The organism is Microbacterium oleivorans (genome assembly GCF_013389665.1).
Classification (GTDB): Bacteria; Actinomycetota; Actinomycetes; order Actinomycetales; family Microbacteriaceae; genus Microbacterium; species Microbacterium oleivorans_C.
On record NZ_CP058316.1, the window covers coordinates 822,698 to 845,268 of the forward strand.

Here is a 22,571-nt window from a genome sequence, read left to right on the forward strand (position 1 = left end):
GGGGGCCGATGGAGTCGGGGGTCGATCCGGTGACGTCGACGGGCGCGGGCCGTCAGCGACCGGTGCCGGCGTAGACGACGGCCTCGGTGTCGCCGTCGAGTCCGTAGGCGGTGTGGACGACACGGGCCGCTTCGGCCAGCTCGTCGCCGCGAACCACGACCGAGATGCGGATCTCGGAGGTCGAGATCATCTCGATGTTGACCCCGGCGTTCGACAGCGCCTCGAACAGCGTCGCCGAGACGCCCGAGTGGGTGCGCATGCCCGCTCCGACGACCGAGAGCTTGCCGATCTGGTCGTCATGGACGAGGCTCTCGAACCCGACCTCGGTCTGCTCGCCGGCGAGCGCGCGCAGGGCGAGCGTCGCGTCGGTCTTGGGCAGGGTGAACGAGATGTCGGTGCGTCCCGTCGCCGCCGCCGAGACGTTCTGCACGATCATGTCGACGTTGGCGCCGGACTTGGCCACGATCTTGAAGATCTCGGCCGCCTTGCCCGGCACGTCGGGGACGCCGATGACGGTGATCTTGGCCTGGCTGAGGTCGGTGGCGACGCCCGCGACGATCGGCTCTTCCATCTCTTCTTCCTTTCGGCCTTCGGGCAGCGCCATCCCCGGCCCCAGCACGAACGTGCCGGACCCCGAGCTGAACGTCGACCGGGCGTTGATCATGACACCGTGACGGCGGGCGTACTCCACCGCACGGATGTAGAGGACTTTGGCGCCGTTCGCGGCGAGCTCGAGCATCTCCTCGGCCGAGACCACGCCGAGCTTGCGCGCCTTGGGGACGACTCGGGGGTCGGCGGTGTAGATGCCGTCGACGTCGCTGTAGATCTCGCAGACGTCCGCCGACAGCGCGGCGGCGAGCGCGACCGCGGTGGTGTCGGAGCCGCCTCGACCGAGTGTCGTGATGTCGCGCGTGTCACGGTTGAAGCCCTGGAAGCCGGCGACGATGACGATCGCCCCCTCGTCGAGGGCCTCGCGCAGCCGCACCGGGGTGACATCGACGATACGCGCGGCCCCGTGGGTGGCATCGGTGATCATGCCGGCCTGGCTGCCGGTGAACGAACGCGCCTCGAAGCCCATCGAGTGGATGGCCATCGCCAGCAGCGCCATCGAGATGCGCTCGCCCGAGCTGAGCAGCATGTCGAGCTCGCGCGGCGCGGGGATGGGTGCCACCTCGCCGGCGAGCTCGAGCAGTTCGTCGGTGGTGTCGCCCATCGCGCTCACGGCGACGACGACGTCATGCCCGGCGCGGCGGGTGTCGACGATGCGCTTGGCGACCCGCTTGATGCTCTCAGCGTCGGCGACGGACGACCCGCCGTACTTCTGCACGATCAATGCCATGTGGGTACTCCCGGATGCCGGAACCGGCGCGATAGCCTCGGGCGCCCGGATGCCGCGCCCACCGCCCCATCTTACGGAGGGTCCCATACGTCGACCGCCATGTGACGACGGGGCCGCTCCGGCGGCGCGGAGGGGCGAAGCCGCCGAATTAGGCTGGAGCCCATGCCACGCCGCCCGCTCTTCGCGTCGCTGAACGCACTCGTCCGTTCCCCCGACAGCGCCGTGGGCCCGGCGACGGAGATGCTTCCGGTCATCGATGACGCCTTCGCCGTCCGAGTGCTCGATCTCGCGATCCGCACCGGCGAGACGATGCTGGTCGCCGGCTCACCCGCGAGCGAGGTCACCGTGACGATCGTGCGGGTCGCGGGTGTCTACGGCCTCGACCCCGTGCACGTCGACGTCACCTACAACTCCATCACCGTCGCGCATCACCGCAGCGGCGAGGATCGTCCCATCACGCTGATGCGGGTGGTGCGGGGGTCGGCGCCCGACCACGCTCGACTGCAGCGCCTGCAGGCGCTCGTCGCCGAGATCCGCACCGGGCTGCCCCTGGATGCCGCCGCCCTGCGGTTCCGCGGCATCCGTCGCACCCCCTTCCGCTACCACCAGCCCGTCGTCGTGGCCTCGCAGGCGCTGCTGGCCGTCGGTGTCGCGGTGATGTTCGGCGCGAACTGGCTGGTCATCCTGCTCTCCTTCCTCGCGGCGGGCGCCGCCGCCTTCACCCAGTTCCTCCTCGGCAAGGCGCGCGTGCCGTTCTTCTTCAGCCAGATCGCGGGCGCCTTCGTGCTGACACTCGTCGCCGCGGCGTCACCGCTGCTGCGGGCGACGGGGTGGGAGGCCGCGTTGAGCATGCGCCCCTCCGTGATCGTGGCCTCGGGGATCGTCCTCATGCTCGCCGGTCTCACGGTGGTCGGCGCCGCGCAGGATGCGATCGACGGCTTCGCGCTGACGGCGATGGGCCGCATCCTCGAACTCGTCACGCAGACGCTCGGCGTCGTCCTCGGCATCCTCGCCGGGATCGAGACCGCGCGGGTGATCGGCCTCGGCCTCGAGGCGCCGACCGAGGCGCTGCCGCTCGGCCCGGTGCCTCTGCAGTTCCTCGGCGCGGGGCTCATCGCCCTCGCCGTCGCCGTCTTCAACGGCGCGGGGCTGCGCATCGTCGTGGTGAGCGTCGCGCTCAGCGTCGTCGCCTGGGCGGGCTACGTGGCCGCCGCGTCGGTCGGCTTCGAGACGGCGGCCGCGAGCGGCGTCGGCGCCTTCGTCGGGAGCCTCATCGGCGTCGTCGCCGCCTACCGGCTGCACGTGCCCTCGGTCGCCATCACGACAGCGGCGATCCTGCCCATGGTGCCGGGAGCCGCCGTCTTCCGCGGCCTGCTGGGCGTGGTCGAGTCGGGCGAGAGTCCCGCCACGCTTCTCACCGGGTTCAGCACCCTCGCGGCCGCGGCCACGATCGGCATCGCGCTCGCGGTCGGGGCGTCGCTGGGGATCTACCTCGGCCAGCCGCTGCGGGCGTCCCTCGGTTCGGTGATCCGGGCTCGCGCCCGGGTGCGCTGACACGCGACGCGCATCGCCGTGCACCCGGGCGGCGTGCCCGGATCCCGCAGATCAGCCGAAGAGGGCGGCGGCCTCTTCGTAGCGGTACAGCGGCACGGTGTTGAGCTCGCCGAGAGCCTCGTCGAACGACACGCGCACGATGTCGGTGCCCTTCAGCGACACCATCTGCCCCCAGGCGCCGTCGACGATGGCGTCCGCGGCCGCGAGGCCCAGCCGGGTCGCGAGCACGCGGTCGAACGCCGACGGCGAGCCGCCGCGCTGGATGTGGCCGAGCACGGTGGCGCGCGTCTCGATGCCGGTGATCCGCTCGATCTCGGGCGCGAGCACCTCGCTGATGCCGCCCAGACGCGGGCGGTTGAACGCGTCGAGTCCCTTGTCGCTGAACGCCTCGTCCTGACCGGTGAGCTTGAAGCCCTCCGAGACGACGACGAGGGGCGCGCGGCCGCGGTCGAAGGCCTTGGTCACCTGCGACGTGATCTCCTCGATCGACATCGGCACCTCGGGGATGCAGATGACGTGGGCTCCGGCGGCGATGCCGGCGTGCAGGGCGATCCATCCCACGTGACGGCCCATCACCTCGGCGACCATGCACCGCTGGTGGGAGTCTCCGGTCGTGCGCAGGCGGTCCATCGCGTCGGTGGCGATGTTGACGGCGGTGTCGAAGCCGAACGAGTAGTCGGTCGCCTTCAGGTCGTTGTCGATCGTCTTGGGCACGCCCAGCACGTTGATGCCGTCGTTCGCGAGCCGGTTCGCGGCCGCGAGGGTGCCCTCGCCGCCGATCGCGATGATGCCGTCGATGCGGTGCTTGTCGAGCGTCGCGGCGATGTTCTCGGCGCCGCCCCGCGGGCCCTCGTAGGGGTTCGTGCGGCTGGTGCCGAGGATGGTTCCGCCGACCTTCGACAGGCCCTTGACCTCGTGGCGGGTGAGCGGGAAGAAGTCGCCGTCGACCACGCCGCGCCACCCGTCGCGGATGCCGACGAACTCGATGTTGTACGAGGTGGTGCCTTTCAGCACGACGCCTCGGATGACAGCGTTGAGTCCGGGGCAGTCGCCGCCGCTCGTGAGGATGCCGATCTTCATGGGGAGATCCTTCGTTGTTGCTCGGGTGGGGTGCGGCGACGGTGCCTCAGGTCGAGACTATCGCCGCGGCGAGCGCCCTGCCAGGCGAGCGCCACCGGGAGAACTCCGGCCCGCCCGGCGGTCACGGTCCGGGCCCGGCTCAGGCCGCGCCGATCGACTGCCGCAGCAGGTGCATGAGCGCCGACAGCTGCACCGAGTCGCTCGAGGTCGGGTCGACCGCCTCGCCGTCGAGGGCTCGGGCCGCGAGGCCCTGCTTCGAGTCGATGAGCTCCGCGATCTTGGTGTCGATCGTGTGGGCGGCGATGATCCGCCACGCGGTGACCGGCTCCCCCTGACCGATGCGGTGCACGCGATCGATCGCCTGAGTCTGCTCGGCGGCCGTCCACGACAGCTCGGCGAGCACGACGTTGGAGGCGGCCTGCATGTTGACGCCGACGCCCGCCGCCGTCAGCGAGCAGACGGCGATCGCGACATCCGGATCGCTGTTGAACGCGTCGATCGCGTCCTGACGGGCGGCCGAGGTCTGGTCGCCGCGCAGCGATACCGTGCGCAGGCCGGCAGCGGCGAAGTGGGCCTCCGCGGCGTCCATGACATCGATGTGCTTGGCGAAGAACACGACCTTGCCGACCGAACGCTGCAGCTGAGCGGCGTAGTCCGCCGCGAGCACGGCCTTCGCCTGACCGATGCGGCGCACCATGGTGAACACGTTCTCGGACCCCGTTCCGGCAGCCTTCGACTCCTCGAGCTCCTGCGATGCGACGAGCCGCACGATGTCCTCGTCGACCTCGCCGATGCGCACGCGGTCGCCTCGGGCCTCGATGATGCGACGGTAGCGAGACGCGAGGCGCTCACCGAGCTCCTGCTCGGCCTGACGGATCGAGCGGCCGAACTCGTCGTCGAGCTGCACCGGCAGATCAGCGACGAGCTTGTCGGGCAGGTCGGCGGCGACGTCCTTCTTCTTACGGCGGACGATGCCCATCGAAATGACGGCGTCGCGGGCGGACGGATAGAACGCCTTGTCGGCGGGGGTGAGACCCGTCTCGTCCAGACGCTCCATCAGCGCGGAACCGGGCTTCTCGCCGTTGGTCCAGCCGAGGAAGCGCCAGATGGCGTCGAAGTCCTCGACGTCGTTGATCAGCGGGGTGCCGGTCAGAGCGAGCATCAGCGGGTCGCGTACCTGCTCCCGGATCCGCCCCGCCAGCGCCAGCACGTTGCGCGAACGCTGCGAGCTCAGGTTCTTGATGAAGTGCGCCTCGTCGACGACCATGCCCCGCAGGCCGATCGAGCTGAGCCACGACAGGTGGCGATCGAGCACCTCGTAGTTGACGATGAACACGTCGGCGAAGGCGTCGATCTGGTCGCCGTCGCCGGAGATGACGGTGGCGCGGCGCTGCGGGGTCCAGCGTTCGACCTCGCGCGCCCAGTTCATCTTGACCACGTTGGGGACGACCGCCAGCAGCGGGTAGGCACCGGCGACGGATGCCGCGAGCACCGACTGCGCGGTCTTGCCGAGGCCCGGCTCGTCGGCGAGCAGGAACGAGCGGTGTCCGTCCCGCACGGCCTCGAGGAACCGCGACTGGTGCGGCATGATCTCGAGCCCCTTGGGCGAGAGCCTGTCGAACTCGGGCACCGGTGGCAGCTCCATCGAGGCGGCCGATCCCCCGGCGCCGGTCTCGAACGCCTTGTACAGCGGGCCCATGAGCTCCCAGCCGTCGAGACGGCGACGCGGCGTCGCGTGCGGTGCCCGCAGCTCGAGGTCGGGTGCGAGGAAGGGGTTCGCCTCCCGCCGGACGAGCACCTGCGGCGGGGTGACCTGGCGCTCGGCGAGGGCGCCGGGGACGACGGGCGCCTGGACGGGCGCTGCATCGGTGATGATCAGCTCGTCCTCGGGCAGCTCCGCCCCCGACTCGAGGAGCCAGTCGCGCCGCATCCGCCGAGCGACCGGCGACGTCGCCTGGTCGACCTCGAGGAGCTGGATCAGCGAGGTGTCGCGCGCGGCCGTCTTGGCCAGGATCGTCGCGACGCCGTCGAGGCGCTTGAGCAACTCCGCACGAGCGGCGCTCGAGACGGATTCGTCGGCCTTGACCCGGGCCCGCTCCTCACGCACCAGGAAGGCGATGACCTGGAACTTGACCCGGTTGGTCGGCCCGAGCTTGCCGCGCTGGGCTTTGGCCTCGACCTCGCGCACCTTGCGCGCGAGGATCGGGATCAGCGGTGCGTCGTCGTCTCGCCGCGCGGACGAGGACTTCCTGCGGCGGTTGGCGGTCGCTGCGGCGGTGGCCATGGTCGGCATGCTCCTCCTGAGCCTGAGTGCCGGAGTTCCGTCGTGACGGAAACCTACGAGGTGCCGCTCGAGCCGGCGTCGAAACGTCGCGCGAGCGAAGGGCTATCTCGTCGGAAGGCCACGGGCACTCGCTTCAGCGAGCAGCGGCGTCGAACTCGACGATGTCCCCGCGACCCAGTCTACGCCATCACCGCGCGGCCACCGGAGAACACGCGGATCGGGGCGCCTGCGGGCGGGCGATCAGCCCCAGAGGGCGGAGACGATGCCCGGGGTGTACGACGACGGGCCGTAGTTGATCCATCGCGTCGAGATCCAGGCATTGCCCCGCAGGAAGTGGGTTTCGCCGAGCTCGACGAGTTCCTCGTCCATCGAGAGCATCTGCTGCGAGGTGCGGAAGTAATCCCCGTCCGACGCCTCCTCCGACTCGAATCCCGCGGCGCTCAACGCGTCGGAGACGGTCGCGGCCTGCTCGCTCGAGACGATCGCGACGGTCGTGGCGATGCCCCGGTCGGAGGGCCGACCCCATGTGCAGCGGAGCGTCGGAACGCCCGACTCGAGGACCGTGAGCGCGTCGGCGTTCTCGGTCGAGTACATCGTCACGCCCGGATCGTTCAGCGGCGCGATCTCGGCGTCGAGCGTGGCCCGCAGATCGCCGACGAACACGTCGTCGCACGAGGCGGGGAGGGCTATCTCGTCGGTCGGCGCCGGCGTCTCGGTCTCGGCGGGCTCCGCTGTGGGCGACGTCGACGGCTCGGCCGAGGGCGTGACGCTCGTCTGCGTGGGGTCGGGCGTGGCGGCGCCGCCGACCGGCGTGGCGCAGCCGGTGGCGAGCAGCGCGACGGCCGCCACGACCGGGACGAGGCGGAGAGCGGTGCGGCGCGATGCGGTCATACGACTCAGCCTAACGAGGGCCGCCCGCTCGCGGTGGGCGCCGCGCGGCAGCATCCGAGGGGCGCCGACTCGCACCGGTCCGATCACGACGACGGCGTACGCTGAGAACATGCCCACGATCTCCGAGCGCGACCTCGCTGCGACCCTCGACCACGCGATCCTCAAGCCCGAGCTCACCCGAGCCCAGGTCGACGCGGAGCTGGACATCGCCGCGGAGTGGGCGGTGTTCTCGGTGTGCGTGCGTCCGTCGGACGTGCCGCACGCCGTCGCCCGCCTGGGCGGCACGGGCGTGGCGGTCGGAACCGTCATCGGCTTCCCCCACGGCACGACCTCGACGGCAGCCAAGGTCGCCGAGGTGCGCCAGGCCCGGGCCGACGGCGCGTCGGAGTTCGACATGGTCGTGAACATCGGAGCGCTCCGCTCCGGCTTCGACGACGCCGTCGTCGAAGACGTCCGTGCGGTCGTGGCGGCGGCCGAGGGCCGGATCGTCAAGGTCATCCTCGAGACGAGCCTGCTCGACGACGAGCAGATCGCACGCGGCAGCCGACTGACCGAAGCCGGGGGCGCGGACTTCGTGAAGACCTCGACCGGCTTCGCCGGCGGCGGCGCCACGGTCCCCCACGTGCAGCTGATGCGCGAGAACGTCGGCCCCGCCGTGCAGGTCAAGGCCTCCGGCGGAGTCCGCAGCTTCACGGACGCGATCGCGATGCTCGACGCCGGCGCGACGCGCCTGGGCACGAGCGGCAGCGCGACCATCCTCGGTGAGGCCCGCCGGCTCGAGGCCGGCGGCGAGGCCACCGGCGCGGTCGACGCCACCTCGTACTGACCCCGGCGCAGGGACGCCCGTCAGGCGAGCGCTTCGCGCACCCGGAGGACGTCGTCGTCCATCTGGGCGATCAGTGCCGGGATGCCGGCGAAGGCCACCATGCCGCGGATGCGCGAGGTGAAGCGCACCTCGACGTGGTGTCCGTACAGATCCAGGCCCGTCTCGTCGAGCACGTAGGCCTCGACCTGGCGCTGGGGCACATCGTCGAAGGTGGGGTTGGTCCCCACCGAGATCGCCGCGGGATACCGGATGACGCTCCCCGGCGTGGATTCGGCGGCTGCCGACGGGCCCTGGTCGACGAGCCAGCCGGCGTAGACGCCGTCGGCGGGGATGAAGCCATCGGCATCGGCGTGGAGGTTCGCCGTGGGGTAGCCGAGCTCGCGTCCGCGTTTGAGCCCGTGGACGACCACTCCTTCGACGGCGTGCGGGCGCCCGAGCAGACGCGCGGCGCCCTCGACGTCGCCCGCGGCGAGCAGGTCGCGCACCCATGTCGACGACACCCGTCGGCCCGCATCGCGCGCACGCACGTCGCCGACCACCTCGACCTCGAAGCCGTGCTCGCGACCCAACGAGGTCAACACCGCGGGGTCGCCCTCTCCTCCGCGGCCGAAGCGGAAGTCGTCGCCGACCAGCACGGTCACCGCGCCCAGGGAGGTCACGAGGATCCGTTCGACGAACTCGCGAGCCGGCAGAGCCGCGAGCTCCTCGTCGAAACGCAGCACGAGCACCGCGTCCACGCCGGCCGAGGCGAGGAGGCCGATCTTCTGATCGAGCCCCACGAGCGGCTCGGGGCACAGCTCCGGCCTCAGCAGGCTCAGCGGGTTGCGGTCGAAGGTCACTGCCACCACGCGCGACCCGAGGGCGGCGGCATCCACGCGGGCACGATCGATCACGGCCCGGTGTCCGGAGTGGACGCCGTCGAACTTGCCGATCGCGACGACGCTCGGGCCGAAGCCGGCAGGGACCTCCGTCGGGTCGCGGAACACGGTCACCATGACGATCCCTCCAGGACGGTGGCGCGGTCATCGCTCTCGCGCGGACCGCTCCGGTGCGAGACGAGCCACCAGATGCCCACGAAGGGCAGCGCCAGCGGCACCCAGAAATACCCGAATCCGTAGCCCGACCACACGGTGGCGTCGTGCGAGAAGAGCTCGGGCAGCACGAGGCTCAGGGTACCCACCACCAGCACGCCGACGAGCTCGAAGCAGATCGCGACCCACGCGACGACGTACCAGGCACGCGACCCCGACTTCACCAGCGCGACGGTCGCGAGGACGTAGACGAGAGCAGCCGCGGCCGACAGCGAGTACGCCAGCGGGGCGAAGGCGAAGTCCTCGACGATCTGCACGAACGAGCGTCCGGTCGCGGCGAGAGCCATCACGGCGTACACGACCACCAGCACGCGACCGATGCCGGTCATTGGGGGGCGGGGATGATCCATGACCTGTCAATGATAGGCGCCGCGCGCGTGGCTTCAGGCGACCTGAACGGTCCAGATGACCTGCATCCGCCAGACCATGACCGCCACCGACAGCGCCGCGACGCCCAGGATGACCGTGCTCCAACGGCTCCGCTCGATCAGTGCCCAGAACACCGCCGCTGGGGGAAGCAGCACGGCCGAGAAGAGGTAGACCCCGTACTCCAGCGCGCTCCCGGTGGGAGGATTACCCGCCGACGGCGCGATCAGTGCGACGACGACCTGGGCCAGCAGCAGCAGCTCGACGAGCGCGAGCGAACCGACCGACAGGTCGCTCGGCCGTCGGCCCGCCAGGCCGAGGACGAGGCACAGGAGCCCGGCGGCGACCGCGATGGCCACCTGCACGATCGTGAAGCCCGCGATCACGCGTCGACCGCCATGTTCATCAGGCTCTTCACGTCCTCGCCCCGGCGCTCGACGATGCCGATCAGGCGGCCCTCCGGATCGATGGCGGCCGGGTGCTCACGGCTCAGTCGCGATGCCGCCCCGATCAGTCGCTTGCCGTGCCGGAGGTCGCGCGCCTCATCGGCGGTGACTTCGAAGGTGCCGAGCACGGCCGTGGCCACGGTGGCGTCCTGCATCAACTCGACGTCGGGCGCGAGCTCGGTCACCGCATCCGACACCCCGAACGGGCCGATGCGCGTGCGGCGGAGCGCGGTGAGGTGCCCCCCGACGCCGAGGTCCGAGCCGAGATCGCGGGCCAACGCGCGGACGTAGGTTCCGCTGGTGCAGTCGACCACGACATCCACGTCGACGAGGGGCCCGTCGGCATCCGTGTCGACGAGGCGCACGCCGAGGACGTCGAAGCGCGACACCGTCACCCGACGAGCCGTGAGCTCGACCTCTTCGCCGGCACGCGCCAGATCGTATGCGCGTCGCCCGCCGACCTTGATCGCCGACACCCGGCTCGGCACCTGGTCGATCTCGCCCGTCAGTGCGGCCACGCCCGCCTCGATGCGGTCACGGGTGACGGCGGCGACGGCATCCGCTGCGGCCCGAGCCGTCTCGTCGCCGTCGGCATCGTCGGAGTCGGTCGACACCCCGAGCCGGATCGTGGCCTCGTACGTCTTGTCGAGCCCCACGATGTAGGTCAACAGGCGCGTCGCGGGCCCGACACCGAGCACCAGCAGCCCCGTGGCCATCGGATCGAGCGTCCCGGCGTGACCGATCTTGCGCGTGTCGAGCGCCCGACGGGCACGGGCGACCACATCGTGGCTGGTCATCCCACCCGGCTTGTCGACGAGCAGGATGCCGCGGGGGGCGGGTTCGGGCATGCCCTCCAGCCTACGTGGCGCGCACCGCGGCTCAGGTTCCGCGGCGCGCGGCTGCGGGGCCCGGGGGCGAGGCTGTGCGGGGCCCGGGGGCGAGGCTGTGCGGGGCCGGGGCAGGGGGGCCGGGGGGCCGGGGGCGAGGCTGCGTGGGGCCCGGTCGTGCGGAGAACTCGCATTCCGAGGGCGGATCGCAGGATCCGGCCCTCCGTACCCGATATCTCCTCGCATGGATACGGCCCGATCCGACCGCGCCCGATCCGACCGCGCCCGATCCGAACGCGCCCGATCCGTCACCTGGCGAGGTGCAGGCCCTGCGCGACGGCGCGCTGAATCAGGTCGCTGACCTCCTGCCACCGCTCGATGATCTGGACGTAGTCGACGCGGATCACGTGATACCCGAGCAACGAGAGCGCGGCGTCGTGCTCGATGTCGGAGCGCCGCTGCGCGCCGACGTGGTGGCCGCCGTCGACCTGCAGCACGAGCCGATCGCCGATGAGGAAGTCGACGCGATGTCCGGCGATCCACACCTGCGGGCGGATCGGCACGCCGATCCAGCCCAGGCGCACGATCACGAGCGTCTCGAGCCCGGAGTCCGACCACGGAGTGGCCGCTCCCAGCACGGCTCGCGCCGCCGGAGGGAGGTCGAATCGCTCCATCGCCCGCGAATCGACCAAGCCGCGGTTCAGCGCCGACTCCCAGATGACCAGCGCTCTTTCCCATGGCTGACACGTGGCCACGAGTACCAGCACGTTCTCAATCGGATCGACGAGCGCGTCGGGATGGCGGGGCAACGCCGGAGCGCGCCAATGCACCCGAGCTCCCGCGACGCGCACACCGCCCGCGTGCGGCGGTGCGGCGACATGGACCGGCTCGTCCCGATCTGCCAGCACCCACAGACCCGACCGGGAGGCCTGCGTCACGCAGGAGAGCACGACACCCGCTTTCGCCGCCGCCACGAGCATCCGATCGGCGTCGGGGACCGCGAGCCATCCCTTCCGTACGCGCCTCACCTCACCGCGCCGCACGGCGTTGCGTATCTCGTGCTCGGTCGCGCCGGCGGCACGCACCGTGCGGCTGCGCGCGACTCCCCCGAGCTGCCGGATGCTGTCGACGACCCCTGCTGCGCCCTGCGCACTCGCTCTGCTCACGTCATCAACCTCGCCCGCGCCGCGGATCGCCCGGCCGCGCTGCCCGCGCTCTGTGGATGCCGCACGGCAGTCGCTCGGCGGGGAGGAGATGGGCACACGCCAGACTGCGCCGCCGGCTCAGGTGCCGCCCGCCGCGAATCGAGGAGATCTCGCATCCCGAGGGCGATCCTCACGCAAAGCCCCTCGGGATGTGAGAGCCCCTCAACTCGAGAGGTCGCGACCGTCGCAGCCCTGCCACGCCCACGAGAGCCGCGGCGTCGTAGGCTGATCGGATGCCCGACCTCGCCGCCCCGCTGATGGCGTGGTACTGCGACAACGCCCGGGATCTGCCGTGGCGACGCGAGGGGTTCGGGGCCTGGGGCACCCTGGTGAGCGAGTTCATGCTGCAGCAGACGCCCGTGAACCGTGTCATCCCGCTGCTGGAGGCCTGGCTCGATCGCTGGCCGACCCCCGCCGACCTGGCCGGCGCTGCGCCCGCGGACGCTGTGCGGCAGTGGGCGAACCTCGGCTATCCGCGCCGGGCCCTGTGGCTCCACCGAGCAGCCACCGAGATCCGCGACCGACACGGCGGGGTCGTCCCGCGCGACGTCGACGACCTGCTCGCGCTGACCGGCATCGGGGACTACACCGCCCGCGCCGTCGCGGTGTTCGCGTACGGCGACCGGCATCCCGTCGTCGACACCAACACGCGACGCGTCCTCGCGCGGGCGGTCGCCGCCCGCTCGCAGCCCGGGCCCGCGGCGAAGCGGGATCTCGCCGAGATGGCGGCGATCCTCCCCGACGACATCGACGCGGCTGCTGTCGTCAACGCCGCCGCGATGGAGCTCGGCGCGCTGGTGTGCACCGCCCGCTCACCCCGCTGCGACGCATGCCCCCTGTCGGACCGGTGTGCGTGGCGCGCGGCCGGCTACCCCGACACCGGCGACACCCGTACGAAGCAGGCCCGCTACGAGGGCAGCGACCGACAGGCGCGGGGCGCCGTCCTCGCGGTGCTGCGCACGACCACGACGCACGACGTCGCCGCCGCCGAGGTCATCGAGGACTGGCCCGACCCGCGGCAGCGCGATCGAGCGATCGACTCGCTCATCGCGGACGGACTCGTCGAGGCGGTCGACGGGCGGCTCCGCCTCCCGCATTGACGGGGCCGCCGGAGCCGAGGGCCGGCGACCCGGGAACGACGAAGGGATGCCGCGCACCGCGACATCCCTCCACGCGCTGTCGCCGGGACTCAGTCCTCGTCGTCGTCGAGCTCGCGCGGCTTGACGTAGGGGTCGGCGTCGCCGGCGTAGTCGGCACCGGTCGCGGTCGCCGCCGTCGCGGCATCCCGTTCGCGCGCCTCCCGGAGGAGGTGCTCGATGTGTCCGGCGTTCTCGGGCAGGGCATCGAGGATGAACTCCAGCGTCGGCGTCAGCCGAACCCCGAGCTTGCGACCCACCTCGCTGCGCAGCATCCCCGTCGCCGCGCGGAGCGCTTCGGCCGAGTCGGCGCGCTCCTGGTCGGACCCGTACACGGTGTAGAACACCGATGCGTGCTGCAGGTCACCCGTGACACGCACGTCGGTGATCGTCACGAACCCGAGGCGAGGATCGCGCAGCCCCTTCTCGAGCCGCTCGGCGACGAGCACACGGATGCGGTCGGCCAGGCGGGACTGACGTTCACTGGACATGGGTACTCCTTCTGTGCCCCGCCTCGCGGCGGCGGAGCGTGCTTGTTTCGAAAGCGATGGATGCCGCCGGGACGAACGGTCCCCCGAGGGGTTCCGCGTCCCGGCGACATCCATCGCCGGAGAGCCTGACGAGGATCAGCCGCGCGGCTTCTCCACCATCTCGGTCGTCTCGATCTCATCGCCGATCTGGATGTCGTTGAACTTGCCCAGACCGATACCGGCCTCGAAGTCCGTGCGGACCTCGGTGACGTCGTCCTTGAAGCGGCGCAGCGACTCGATGGCGAGGCCGTCGGCGAGCACGACACCGTCGCGGATGACGCGTGCCTTGGCGTTTCGCGTGATCGTTCCCGACCGCACGATGACACCGGCGATGTTGCCGAACTTCGAGGAGCGGAACACCTCGCGGATCTCGGCGACACCCGACTGGATCTCTTCGTACTCCGGCTTGAGCATGCCGGTGAGCGACTGCTCGACGTCGTCGATCGCGTTGTAGATGACCGAGTAGAAGCGGACGTCCACACCCTCGCGGGCAGCGCGCTCACGGGCCTTCGTGTCGGGTCGGACGTTGAATCCGATGACGATCGCGTTGTCGATCGTCGCCAGGTTGATGTCCGACTCGGTGATGGCGCCGACACCGCGGTGGATGATCCGCAGCTGCACGCTGTCATCGACCTCGATCTTGAGGAGCGACTCCTCGAGGGCCTCGACGGCACCCGAGACGTCACCCTTGATGATGAGGTTGAGCGACTCGACCTTGCCCTCTTCGAGAGCGCGGGTGAAGTCCTCGAGCGAGATGCGCTTGCGGGCCTTGGCCAGCTGGGCGTTGCGCTCGGCGGCTTCGCGCTTCTCGGCGATCTGGCGCGCGGTGCGGTCCTCCTCGGTCACGATGAACACGTCGCCGGCGCGCGGCACGGAGTTCAGACCCTGCACCTGGACCGGACGCGAGGGGTAGGCCTCGTCGACCGCGTCGCCGTTCTCGTCGACCATGGCGCGGACGCGGCCGTAAGCCGTACCCGCCACGATCGCGTCTCCGACGCGGAGCGTCCCGGACTGGATGAGCACCGTCGCGATCGAACCACGGCCCTTGTCGAGCTTCGCCTCGATGGCGACACCGCGAGCGGCCTTGTTCGGGTTGGCGGTGAGGTCCAGGCCCGCATCGGCGGTCAGCAGCACAGCGTCCAGGAGGTCCTGGATGCCGGTGCCCTGACGGGCCGACACGTCGACGAACATGACGTCTCCGCCGTACTCCTCGGCGACCAGACCGTACTCGGTGAGCTGCTGGCGCACCTTGGCCGGGTTCGCGTCGGGCTTGTCGACCTTGTTCACCGCGACCACGATCGGGACGTTGGCGGCCTGGGCGTGGTTGAGCGCCTCCACCGTCTGCGGCATGATGCCGTCGTCGGCGGCGACCACGAGGATCGCGAGGTCGGTCACCTGCGCACCTCGGGCACGCATGGCGGTGAACGCCTCGTGGCCCGGGGTGTCGATGAAGGTGATGGCCCGCTCGATCTCCTCGTGCTCGGTCCAGACCTGGTACGCACCGATGTGCTGCGTGATGCCGCCGGCCTCGCCCGCCACGACGTTCGTCTGGCGGATGGCGTCGAGCAGTCGCGTCTTACCGTGGTCGACGTGACCCATGACGGTGACAACCGGAGGACGGATCTCGAGATCCTCTTCGCTCTCGGCGTCGAGCTCGGCCTCGAGGTCGAGACCGAAGCCCTCGAGGAGCTCTTTGTCCTCGTCCTCGGGCGAGACCATCTGGATCTTGTAGCCGAGCTCCTCGCCGAGGACCTCGAAGGTGGCCTCGTCGAGCGACTCGGTGGCCGTGGCCATCTCGCCCAGGTTGAACAGGATCGTCACGAGCGTGCCGGGCTGCACGGTGTAGCCGCGCAGGGCCTCGAGCTTGTCGGCGAAGTCGGCGATAGATGCGCCGCGACGCAGGCGGATGATCTCGCCGTTGCCCTTCGAGACGTTGACGCCACCGACGACCGGTGCCGACCGCATCTCGAACTCTTGCCGCTTCGCCCGACGCGACTTGCGCTGCTTGGACTTGCCGCCGCCCTTGCCGAAGGCACCCGCGGTACCACCGCCGGGTCCACGGCCGCGACCACCGCCGCCACCGGGACGACCGGCGAAGCCGCCGCCACCGCCGGGAGCACCCGGACGCTGGAAGCCGCCGCCGGCGCCGCCGGGACGACCGGGACCGCCGGGACGCTGCTGGAAGGGGGCGCCGGGACGACCGCCGCCACCGGGACGACCGGCGCCACCGGGACGCGGTGCACCCGGGCGCGGCGCGCCGGGACGCGGTGCCTGCGGACGCGGGATGTTGCCGGGGTTGGGGCGCTGGCCCATGCCCTGCGCCGAAGCGAAGGGGTTGTTGCCGGGACGGGGCCCGGCGGGACGCTGGCCCATGCCCTGCGAGGGCGCGAACGGGTTGTTGCCGGGACGCGCACCACCGGGACGCGGCGGCTGCGATGCGCCGCCGGGCGTGGGTCCGGCGGGCTTGGCCGGGCCGGGCTTGCCGGCGCCGGGGTTCGGAGCCGAGGATGCCGCCGGCGCGCTCTGCGCAGCGGCGGGCGCGGCCGGCGCGGCGGGAGCCTCCGGCTGCGCGGCCGGCTGCGCCGGCGCGACGGGTGCCGACGCCGCGGGGGCGGCCGGTGCGGCCGGCTTGGCCGGACCGGGCTTGCCTGCGGGGCCGGGCCGGGCTCCGGACGGTCCGGGACGCACGGCGCCGGGCGCCGCGGCGCCGGGGCGTGCGCCGCCGGGCGCGGGAGCGGCCGCCTTGGCGCCGCCCTCAGCCTCGAGCGCCGCTCGAAGCTTGCGAGCCACGGGGGGCTCGATGGTGGACGAGGGGCTCTTGACGAATTCGCCGAGCTCCTTCAGCTTCGCGAGGGCGACTTTGCTGTCGACGCCGAGCTCGGAAGCGATCTCGTGTACGCGTGGTTTTGCCACAATTCTCCTGTCTGAAGGCCCACCCTCGGACAGGGCGGACCGTTTAAGCGCGGACGGGTCTCATCTCGAGCCGTTCACTTCGTGTCCATAGCCGTTCAGCCTTTGCGCTGGTGATCAATGTGGAAATCCTGCGTATCCAGTGGGCCGGATGCCCGCAGGGCTCGTCCGAAAGCACGGCGCCGCAGGGCGGCATCCACGCATTCATCCGTGTCATGCACCCACGCGCCTCGACCCGGAAGCGACGCCGCCCGATCGGGGATCAGGACGCCGTCACGGGCCACGACTCGGAGGAGCGAGGACCGGGAGGCACGCGCGCGGCATCCCACGCACGTTCGAACAGCATCCATTCTACCCCCGGTCAGGAGTCCTCGAGGATCGAGTCCGGCTGGATGTCGATCTTCGCGCCCGTGAGCTTGGCGGCGAGACGGGCGTTCTGCCCCTCCTTGCCGATCGCGAGCGAGAGCTGGTAGTCGGGAACGAGAGCGCGCACGGCCTTCGTGCTGGCGTCGAGGACGAAGCTCGAGGTCACCTTCGCCGGCGACAGGGCGTTGGCCACGAAGGTCGCGAGGTCGCCGTTGTGGTCGATGATGTCGATCTTCTCGCCGTTGAGCTCTTCGGTCACGGCGCGGACACGCCGCCCGAGCTCGCCGATGCAGGCGCCCTTGGCGTTGATCGACGGGTCGTCGGACTTCACGGCGATCTTGGTGCGGTGGCCGGCCTCACGGGCGAGCGAGGTGATCTCGACGAGACCGTTCGCGATCTCGGGCACCTCCATGGCGAAGAGCTTGCGCACGAGTCCCGGGTGCGTGCGCGAGACGGTGATGGACGGGCCCTTCATGCCCTTGGTCACCGACGTCACGTAGACGCGCAGACGCGATCCGTGGCGGTACTCCTCGCCGGCGACCTGCTCCTCGGGCGGAAGGATCGCCTCGATCGTGCCGAGGTCGACGTGCACCATGCGGGGATTGGGACCCTGCTGGATCACGCCGGCGACGATGTCGCCCTCCTTGCCCCGGAACTCCCCCAGCACCGCATCATCGGCGATGTCGCGCAGACGCTGGCTGATGACCTGCTTCGCGGCGAAGGCGGCGATGCGGCCGAAGTCGTCGGGCGTGGACTCCTCCTCGCCGATCACGACGTCCTCGTCGTCCCGGAGGGGTACGAAGATCGCGACGTGGCCGGTCTTGCGATCGAGCGCGGCGCGCGTGCCCTCGGGCAGCTCGCCGTCCGGCGAGGTGTGCTTGGCGTAGGCGGTCAGCACAGCCTGCTCGATGATGCGGACGAGTTCGTCGAAGGGGATCTCCTTCTCTCGCTCGACCGTGCGCAACAGTGAGAGATCGATGTCCATGGTGCCCTCCGTATTCAGCTCTCGTCCGGGCGCGCGTCGCGCTCCCGGCATCCATCCAACGTTACCCGATGCCGGTCGTCCCGTGTTTGCCCGGCCGGCGCGACGGACGGCGTCGGAAGCCCGCGGGGATACTGGGGAGCATGACCGCACGCACGCCCCGTCTCGCCGATCCCGGACTCATCGGCCTGCTCGGCTTCGTGATCGCCACGCTCACCGCGCAGCTCGAGCACCTCGGGCTCCAGAACGAGAGCCCGGTGTTCTGGGTGGGAGCGGTGTTCGGCGGCGTGGTGCAGGTCACGGCGGGCATGCTGTCGTACTTCTCCGGCGACGACTTCCACTTCATCGTCTACAACGCCTTCGGGTGGTACTGGATCTGCATGCCCGGTTTCCTGCTCGGCGGCGAGCTGGGCTTCTTCGAGGTCGAGGGACCGGCGCGCGGCGTCTTCACCCTCATGTTCGCAGTCCTCGCCGTCGTGTTCGCGGTGTCGGCGGCCAGCCGCAACACCGTGCTCCCCGTCACGCTGCTCGCGGTCTCGGCGGGCCTGGGGCTGCAGACGGTCACCGCGTTCGGCGGACCGACGGTGTTCGGTGCCGCGGGGTCGGCGGCGCTCCTGCTGGCCTCGGGGCTGGCCGCCTACATGCTGATCGAGAAGTTCTACGCCCGCACCCTGGGGCGACATCTCCTCCCCCTCGGGCCGTCGTGGTTCACCATCGCTGCGACCGCCCGCCCGTCCGTCACCCCCGACGAGACGGACAGCTGAGCCGCCGGACACGGCGTACTTCCGCGCCGGGTGGATCGATTCAGGCGCATACTGTTCGAGTGGCCGATGCGCCGTCCGCCCATGCGCGGGGCGCACGCCACTGTCGATCGGCCGCGACGACGTCAGCGCCGCCACGACCGCAAACGGGAAGGAACATCCGAAACATGACCACCATCGCGCACGCCGCCGTCCTGCACGCACAGGACGCCCCGTTCACGTTCGAGGACGTCACGCTCGACGACATCCGACCGGACGAGCTGCTCGTCCGAGTCGCCGCCACCGGACTGTGCCACACCGATCTCGCGGTGCAGCACGGCCACATCCCCGCACCGTTCCCCTTCGTCCTCGGACACGAGGGGGCCGGCACGATCGAGCAGGTCGGTGCAGCCGTCACCGGTTACGCCGTCGGCGACAAGGTGGCCGTCTCGTTCGCCTCGTGCGGGCACTGCACCAACTGCCTCACCGGTCGCGAGGCGTACTGCCGCAACTTCATGGCGCTCAACTTCGGTGGAGCGCGAGAGGACGGCTCCGCCACCATCACCGCCACCGACGGCTCCCCCGTGCACGGCTCGTTCTTCGGGCAGTCGTCTTTCGCCAGCCATCTGATCGTCGAGGCGCGCAACGCCGTCAAGCTGCCCGCCGACACCGACGTCGAGCTGGCCGGCCCGCTCGGATGCGGTGTCCAGACCGGCGCCGGAACGGTGCTCAACTCGCTCGACGTGCCGGCAGGGTCCGCCGTGATCGTCACGGGCACCGGGGCCGTCGGCCTCTCGGCGATCATGGGCGCGAGGGTCGCCGGCGCGACCACGATCATCGCGGTCGACATCCTCCCGGAGCGCCTGGCGTTCGCGTCCAAGCTCGGTGCGACCCACACGGTGAACAGCAAGGACGAGGATGCCGTTGCCCGCATCCTCGAGATCACCGGGGGCGTCGGCGCCGACTACGCCGTCGACACGACCGCCGTTCCCGCGGTGGTGGAGACCCTCGTCGCGGCGACCGCGTTCGGCGCGAAGATCGCACTGGTCGGTGTGCCCAAGCCCGACACGAGCATTCCGCTCGGCGCCATCTCCGGCTCCGGCAAGACGTTCGTCGGCGCGATCGAAGGCGACGCCGTACCGCAGAAGTTCATCCCCGAGCTGCTGGCCCTTTATGCCGCCGGACGATTCCCCTTCGACGAGCTCATCACGAAGTACCCCTTCGCCGAGATCGAGCAGGCCATCGCCGACACCCAGTCGGGCAAGGCGGTCAAGGCCGTCCTCGTGATGAGCTGAGGCACCCGCTCGGGACACGGGCCGGCGGCATCCTTCGCCCGCCGGCCCGTGTCGTGCCCCGTCCCGCCCCCGGCACGTAGGCTCGCGGGATGGGCGAACCGGTGCACGATGCGGCGCGTGCCGTCGAGCGACAGCCTGCGGCACGCGCACTCGCCCGCGGCGGGTACGTCGCCAACGGCCTCGTCCACCTCCTCATCGGTGCCCTCATCATCGGAGTCGCCTTCGGCGGCGACCGTGACGCCGATCAGACCGGCGCCTTTCGAGCCGTCGCCGAGGTGCCGCTCGGATTCGTCGCGCTCTGGGCCGCGGCTGCGCTCCTGGCCGCTCTCGGGGTCTGGCATCTCGCCGAGGGCATGCTGGCGTCGAGACGTCGGCGGGGTGTCTCCGTGTGGGGCGTGCGCGCATCCGAGTGGGGTCAGGCCGTCGTCTTCCTGTTCTTCGGCGGGCTCTCCGCCGCCGTCGCGCTGGGCGCGCGCCCGCAGGCCGACGAGACCGCGCGCGATGCCAGCCGCGGCGTGCTGGCGCTGCCCGGCGGCGTCTTCGCGATCGTGCTCGTCGGCGTCGGCGTCGCTGTCGCCGGAGTGGTCTTCGTGGTCATGGGCGCACGTCGCTCGTTCCGCAGCAAGATGATGATCCCGGACACGGCCGTGGGGGTCGGCGTGTCGGCGCTCGGCGTCGTCGGCTTCATCGCGAAGGGCGTCGCGCTGGCATCGCTGGGCGTCGTGCTGACCGTCGCCGCCGTCCGGGCGCGTGCCGAGGACGCCGGCAGTCTGGACGCCGCCATCCGGGCGCTCCTGGACCTGTCGTACGGCCCGGCGATCGTCGTCACCGTGGGCGCGGGGCTCGTCGGCTACGGCGCGTTCACGGTCTTCCGCGCTCGTTACGCCCGTCTCTAGCCCGACGCCGATCCGGCGGGACGGGTCTCAGCGGTTCGTGAGCCGCGCGACCGCGTCGGCGGCGGCCACCACCTCGCGCTCACCCGTGCGGCGATCCCAGAACTCGACCTGCCCGTCGGCCGCGCCGCGTCCGACGATGATGATGCGTGGCACCCCCACCAGCTCGGCGTCGCCGAACTTCACCCCGGGCGAGACCTTCGGACGGTCGTCGTAGACGACGTCGAGGCCGCTCGCCTCGAGGTCCGCCGCGAGCTGCTCGGCGAGCTCGAAGGCCGCGGCGTCGCGGCCGGTCGCGACCACGTGCACGTCGAACGGCGCGACCGACTCCGGCCAGATGAGCCCGCGGTCGTCGTTGTTGAGCTCCGCGATGATCGCGAGGATCCGGGTGACCCCGATGCCGTACGAGCCCATCGTGACGGTGACGAGCTTGCCGTTCTCGTCGAGGACCTTCAGCCCCAGGGCTTCGGCGTACTTGCGGCCGAGCTGGAAGACGTGACCGATCTCCATGCCGCGCGCGATCGAGACCGGGCCCGAACCGTCGGGAGCCGGGTCTCCCTCGCGGACGGTGGCGACCTCGACGAACGCATCGGCGGTGAAGTCCCGGCCTGCGACGAGCGAGTGCACATGCTTCTGGTCGATGTTCGCGCCCGTGATCCACGAGGTGCCGTCGACCACACGGGGGTCCAGGACGTAGCGGATGCCGGTGGCCGATTCCTCGCCCAGCACTGCTCCCTCGGGCGACCAGGGCCCGATGTACCCCTTCACGAGCAACGGGTTCTTCGCGAAGTCCTCTGCCGTGGCGGGCTCGACCTCGGCAGGGGCGAAGGCGACCTCGACGCGCTTGTCGTCGACGTCGCGGTCGCCCGGCAGGCCCACGACGACCAGCTCGCGCGTGCCGTCGAGATGCGTCAGCGCCATCACGACGTTCTTGAGGGTGTCGGCGGCGGAGTACTCCCCCACCAGCACGTCGTTCGCGTGCGCGACGAGGGTGTCGATGGTGGGGGTGTCGGGCGAGTCGAAGACGACCGGCTCGGGCAGGCCCTCGAGGGGTCGCGCCTCGGGCACGACGGTCGTGAAAGCCTCGACGTTGGCCGCGTAGCCGCCGTCGGATCGGACGAAGGAGTCCTCACCGACCGGGGTGGGATGCAGGAACTCCTCTGAGCGCGAGCCGCCCATCGCGCCGGCATCCGCCTGCACGATGACGTACTCGAGGCCGAGGCGCCGGAAGATGCGCTCGTACGCGTCGCGCTGGGCCTGGTAGCTCGCCTCGAGTCCGGCGTCGTTCGCGTCGAACGAGTAGGCGTCCTTCATCGTGAACTCGCGGCCGCGCAGCAGCCCGGCGCGGGGCCGCGCCTCGTCGCGGTACTTGTCCTGGATCTGGTAGATCGTCAGCGGCAGGTCCTTGTACGAGGAGTACAGATCCTTCACGAGCAGCGTGAACGCCTCCTCGTGGGTGGGTGCGAGCAGGTAGTCGCCACCCTTGCGGTCCTGAAGGCGGAACAGCAGGTCGCCGTACTCCTCCCAACGGCCCGTCGCCTCGTATGCCTCGCGCGGCATCAGCGCCGGGAAGTGCACCTCCTGCGCACCGGCAGAAGTCATCTCCTCGCGGACGACACGCTCGATCTTGGCCTTCACACGCAGCCCCAGCGGCAGCCACGCGAAGATCCCTGCGGCCTGCGGCCGGATGTAGCCGGCGCGGATCAGCAGCTTGTGACTGGCGACCTCGGCGCCCGCGGGGTCTTCACGAAGGGTACGGAGGAACAGGTGCGACAGACGGGTGACCACGAGTCGAGTCTACGGATGCCGC

At 71.0% G+C, this 22,571-nt stretch carries 20 protein-coding genes; 6 read left to right on the forward strand and 14 right to left on the reverse strand.

What is annotated here, in order from left to right; genetic code table 11:
* Positions 1-52 precede the first annotated feature (52 nt).
* Complete coding sequence (locus tag HW566_RS04095) at positions 53-1,339, reverse strand: aspartate kinase (protein ID WP_178010652.1); 1,287 nt, start codon at positions 1,337-1,339, stop codon at positions 53-55.
* A 162-nt stretch (positions 1,340-1,501) separates the two neighbouring features.
* On the opposite strand from HW566_RS04095, the gene HW566_RS04100 reads away from it, so the two are divergent.
* The gene (locus HW566_RS04100) at positions 1,502-2,893 is read left to right on the forward strand and encodes a threonine/serine ThrE exporter family protein (protein ID WP_178010654.1); all 1,392 of its coding nucleotides are present in this window, start codon (positions 1,502-1,504) and stop codon (positions 2,891-2,893) included.
* 51 nt (positions 2,894-2,944) lie between these two features.
* On the opposite strand, the gene HW566_RS04105 is transcribed toward HW566_RS04100, so the two are convergent.
* The 3 genes from HW566_RS04105 to HW566_RS04115 form a co-directional block, all read right to left on the reverse strand.
* Entirely contained in the window at positions 2,945-3,973 is a 1,029-nt protein-coding gene (locus HW566_RS04105) for a 6-phosphofructokinase (protein WP_178010656.1), read from the reverse strand.
* 139 nt (positions 3,974-4,112) lie between these two features.
* On the reverse strand, positions 4,113-6,266 hold the full coding sequence (locus HW566_RS04110) for a DEAD/DEAH box helicase (RefSeq protein ID WP_178010658.1): 2,154 nt from the start codon (positions 6,264-6,266) through the stop codon (positions 4,113-4,115).
* A gap of 231 nt (positions 6,267-6,497) precedes the next feature.
* Positions 6,498-7,148: a hypothetical protein gene (locus HW566_RS04115; RefSeq protein WP_178010659.1), complete on the reverse strand. Its 651-nt coding sequence runs from the start codon at positions 7,146-7,148 to the stop codon at positions 6,498-6,500.
* A 109-nt stretch (positions 7,149-7,257) separates the two neighbouring features.
* On the opposite strand from HW566_RS04115, the gene deoC reads away from it, so the two are divergent.
* Positions 7,258-7,974, forward strand: a complete 717-nt coding sequence (gene deoC, locus HW566_RS04120) for a deoxyribose-phosphate aldolase (protein WP_178010661.1) — start codon at positions 7,258-7,260, stop codon at positions 7,972-7,974.
* A 20-nt stretch (positions 7,975-7,994) separates the two neighbouring features.
* On the opposite strand, the gene HW566_RS04125 is transcribed toward deoC, so the two are convergent.
* The 5 genes from HW566_RS04125 to HW566_RS04145 all read right to left on the reverse strand — a co-directional run bounded on the left by HW566_RS04125 (position 7,995) and on the right by HW566_RS04145 (position 11,870).
* On the reverse strand, positions 7,995-8,966 hold the full coding sequence (locus tag HW566_RS04125) for a bifunctional riboflavin kinase/FAD synthetase (RefSeq protein WP_178014647.1): 972 nt from the start codon (positions 8,964-8,966) through the stop codon (positions 7,995-7,997).
* On the reverse strand, positions 8,963-9,394 hold the full coding sequence (locus tag HW566_RS04130) for a hypothetical protein (protein ID WP_178010663.1): 432 nt from the start codon (positions 9,392-9,394) through the stop codon (positions 8,963-8,965). Before HW566_RS04130 ends, HW566_RS04125 begins: the two co-directional genes overlap by 4 nt.
* A 54-nt stretch (positions 9,395-9,448) precedes the next feature.
* Positions 9,449-9,817, reverse strand: a complete 369-nt coding sequence (locus HW566_RS04135) for a hypothetical protein (protein WP_178010665.1) — start codon at positions 9,815-9,817, stop codon at positions 9,449-9,451.
* Positions 9,814-10,725: a tRNA pseudouridine(55) synthase TruB gene (gene truB / locus HW566_RS04140; protein ID WP_178010666.1), complete on the reverse strand. Its 912-nt coding sequence runs from the start codon at positions 10,723-10,725 to the stop codon at positions 9,814-9,816. The genes HW566_RS04135 and truB overlap by 4 nt, the downstream gene beginning before the upstream one ends.
* A gap of 287 nt (positions 10,726-11,012) precedes the next feature.
* A complete protein-coding gene (locus HW566_RS04145) occupies positions 11,013-11,870 on the reverse strand; it encodes an endonuclease domain-containing protein (protein WP_256728858.1) in 858 nt (285 codons plus the stop codon).
* Between the two features lie 272 nt (positions 11,871-12,142).
* Here HW566_RS04145 and HW566_RS04150 point away from each other — a divergent pair, with 272 nt between their 5' ends.
* Complete coding sequence (locus HW566_RS04150; RefSeq protein WP_178010668.1) at positions 12,143-13,009, forward strand: A/G-specific adenine glycosylase; 867 nt, start codon at positions 12,143-12,145, stop codon at positions 13,007-13,009.
* 89 nt (positions 13,010-13,098) lie between these two features.
* Here HW566_RS04150 and rbfA read toward each other — a convergent pair whose 3' ends face one another.
* The 4 genes from rbfA to nusA form a co-directional block, all read right to left on the reverse strand.
* Positions 13,099-13,536 (reverse strand): 30S ribosome-binding factor RbfA, encoded by a 438-nt coding sequence (gene rbfA, locus HW566_RS04155; RefSeq protein WP_178010670.1) that lies wholly within the window; start codon positions 13,534-13,536, stop codon positions 13,099-13,101.
* A gap of 135 nt (positions 13,537-13,671) precedes the next feature.
* The gene (gene infB, locus HW566_RS04160) at positions 13,672-16,488 is read right to left on the reverse strand and encodes a translation initiation factor IF-2 (protein WP_178010672.1); all 2,817 of its coding nucleotides are present in this window, start codon (positions 16,486-16,488) and stop codon (positions 13,672-13,674) included.
* A gap of 95 nt (positions 16,489-16,583) precedes the next feature.
* Positions 16,584-16,835, reverse strand: coding sequence for a YlxR family protein (locus tag HW566_RS04165; protein ID WP_178010673.1), 252 nt, complete (start codon positions 16,833-16,835; stop codon positions 16,584-16,586).
* Positions 16,836-16,846: 11 nt separating this feature from the next.
* Positions 16,847-17,836, reverse strand: a complete 990-nt coding sequence (gene nusA, locus HW566_RS04170; RefSeq protein ID WP_178010675.1) for a transcription termination factor NusA — start codon at positions 17,834-17,836, stop codon at positions 16,847-16,849.
* Between the two features lie 140 nt (positions 17,837-17,976).
* On the opposite strand from nusA, the gene HW566_RS04175 reads away from it, so the two are divergent.
* From HW566_RS04175 to HW566_RS04185, 3 genes are all read left to right on the forward strand, one after another.
* On the forward strand, positions 17,977-18,597 hold the full coding sequence (locus tag HW566_RS04175; RefSeq protein WP_178010677.1) for an acetate uptake transporter family protein: 621 nt from the start codon (positions 17,977-17,979) through the stop codon (positions 18,595-18,597).
* A 164-nt stretch (positions 18,598-18,761) separates the two neighbouring features.
* Entirely contained in the window at positions 18,762-19,868 is a 1,107-nt protein-coding gene (locus tag HW566_RS04180) for an NAD(P)-dependent alcohol dehydrogenase (RefSeq protein ID WP_178010679.1), read from the forward strand.
* An 89-nt stretch (positions 19,869-19,957) separates the two neighbouring features.
* On the forward strand, positions 19,958-20,764 hold the full coding sequence (locus tag HW566_RS04185; protein ID WP_178010681.1) for a DUF1206 domain-containing protein: 807 nt from the start codon (positions 19,958-19,960) through the stop codon (positions 20,762-20,764).
* 27 nt (positions 20,765-20,791) lie between these two features.
* On the opposite strand, the gene HW566_RS04190 is transcribed toward HW566_RS04185, so the two are convergent.
* Complete coding sequence (locus HW566_RS04190; RefSeq protein WP_178010683.1) at positions 20,792-22,549, reverse strand: proline--tRNA ligase; 1,758 nt, start codon at positions 22,547-22,549, stop codon at positions 20,792-20,794.
* Positions 22,550-22,571 lie beyond the last annotated feature (22 nt).